2 protein-coding genes and 2 pseudogenes are annotated in these 1,573 nt (G+C 70.1%); 2 read left to right on the top strand and 2 right to left on the bottom strand.

Annotated elements, in window-relative coordinates; all coding sequences use genetic code 11:
- Positions 1 to 91: 91 nt before the first annotated feature.
- Positions 92 to 487 carry a helicase associated domain-containing protein gene (locus AB0D01_RS39700; RefSeq protein WP_363064290.1) on the bottom strand — a complete coding sequence of 132 codons (396 nt, stop codon included), beginning with the start codon at positions 485 to 487 and terminating at the stop codon, positions 92 to 94.
- A 6-nt stretch (positions 488 to 493) separates the two neighbouring features.
- Positions 494 to 562, bottom strand: a pseudogene (locus AB0D01_RS39695) (hypothetical protein); the annotation flags it as partial.
- Between AB0D01_RS39695 and AB0D01_RS39690 the strand changes: the two are divergent.
- Positions 541 to 789: pseudogene (locus tag AB0D01_RS39690) on the top strand (IS110 family transposase); the annotation flags it as partial. The pseudogenes AB0D01_RS39695 and AB0D01_RS39690 overlap by 22 nt on opposite strands.
- Positions 790 to 915: 126 nt before the next feature.
- The gene (locus tag AB0D01_RS39685; protein WP_363064292.1) at positions 916 to 1,413 is read left to right on the top strand and encodes a hypothetical protein; all 498 of its coding nucleotides are present in this window, start codon (positions 916 to 918) and stop codon (positions 1,411 to 1,413) included.
- Positions 1,414 to 1,573 lie beyond the last annotated feature (160 nt).

Raw genomic sequence — 1,573 nt, 5'->3', positions numbered from 1 at the left:
GTACGACCCGCGAGGGGGTGACGCCGAGCGCACCGAGCCGTGCCTGCTGCTTGGGGTTCAGCCGCGCCCAGCTCCGTCGTTGGGTGGCGAGTCACCTGCCGATGTCTTCGCCGTGCCGGGTGATCCCGGGCGCGACCGCGGTCAGGCGGGCGCCTTCGTCCAGGAGCTGGGCGAGGTAGGCGTAGTGCCGCTGCCAGTCCACCGTCCACCCGAGCATGGCGGGGTTCCAGTCGGCGTCGATCGCGGCCAGCGCCGGTGCCCGTCGCTTGGCGCGTACGGGGTCCTTCCCGAGCCCGCCGGGCCGGCGGACGTTGGTGAGCCGCTGTCCGACCTGGACGTCCAGGATCGCCGCGCCTCGCGGGGCGGCGAGGGTGCCGTGGAGGCGGTGGTAGGCCCGTGCGGCGGCGAGGTTGGTCTCGAAGCCGTGGTCGGCGGTGTCCCAGACGATCCCGAGCCTCTCCAGCTCGGCGGCTCGGTCCCCGTCCATCTGCTCGGGGCGGAAGGTGCGCCGTTGGTCGGAGAGCCACCGTCCGAGCGGTACGGGCCCTGAAGGCGTACACAGGATCGGCCCCGATCACGCGGGCCTCGGGTAAACGCCGCTACGTCGGACGCCGGTTCGTCAAGAACAACCGACTCAACCACGTCGGACACCTCTGGGCTTTCGCCTCCCTCGGCGGTTCATCCGGTGCGGATGCCCACTATCGGCGCCGGCGGGCAGGAGGGGACTGGCACATGCAGGCCCTGCGGCACCTGTTCAACCTGATGCTCGGCCAGCTCCACCACTGCCTTCTGGCATGGACCCCGTTCGATGAAGCAATCGCCTTCCCCTCAGAGCCCCAGCAGCGGCGACGGCTACGGCGTGAACAGGACGGCCCTGTCTCTCCGCTCCCGCCCGACGGGCGGCAGGATGTGTGGATGGCGAAGAGCGAGATAGAACTGCTGGCCCTGCTGCGCGAGCTTGACGACCCGGAGCGGCTGGAACGGCCGCTGGACTACGACCGCGCGGCGACCGGCCTCAAGTTCGGCGGGCTGGTGCGCAGGCTCGAAGCGGACTTCGGTGCCTCGTGCGAGTCCGAGCGGGACACCCAGGACTCCAGCGAGTACGGGCGTGTCCACGTGCCTGCGGACGCGACGGTCTGCGGGACACGGATCGTGGTCTGCGTGAGCAAGTTCGGCTCCCTCGCCGAGGTCTGCGCAGACAATCCGGGGGCCTTCCTCGGCACGGACGAGGCCCACGAGGAGGGGGCGCTGGACCTCGGCGACCTCGCCACTGTGGAGCGGGCGCTGGCCGACCTCGGCTACGTGAGTGTCCCCGAGGAGCTGCTGGAGAGCGACTACGACGGCCCCGGCAAACTGGAGCACTTCTCGGCCAGGCCCAGCTGGTGGACGCGTTTCTTCGGGACGGTCTGGTGATCCACTTGCTCTACGCCATCAGCTGGCCCTGCCTGCCGGCTGGGGCCCAGGGCGAATCCGCGGCAAGATCCGGAGGAGGCGGCCTACCTTTACGGCTTGACGGCTTAACTGCATGAGGTGTCCTTCCTCGCGATAGCCGAGGGGAGAGGTCTGTCCGTGT

Origin of the sequence: Streptomyces sp. NPDC048606 (assembly GCF_040650855.1) — a bacterium.
Lineage (GTDB): Bacteria > Actinomycetota > Actinomycetes > Streptomycetales > Streptomycetaceae > Streptomyces.
The sequence above is the reverse complement of the archived record's forward strand: the minus strand, read 5'-3'. Positions and strand labels throughout refer to the sequence as shown.

Excerpts from the sequence above, each read along its gene's own strand:
- AB0D01_RS39700 (WP_363064290.1), bottom strand. The coding sequence starts at position 487 with ATGGACGGGGACCGAGCCGCCGAGCTGGAGAGGCTCGGGATCGTCTGG.
- AB0D01_RS39685 (WP_363064292.1), top strand. The coding sequence starts at position 916 with ATGGCGAAGAGCGAGATAGAACTGCTGGCCCTGCTGCGCGAGCTTGAC.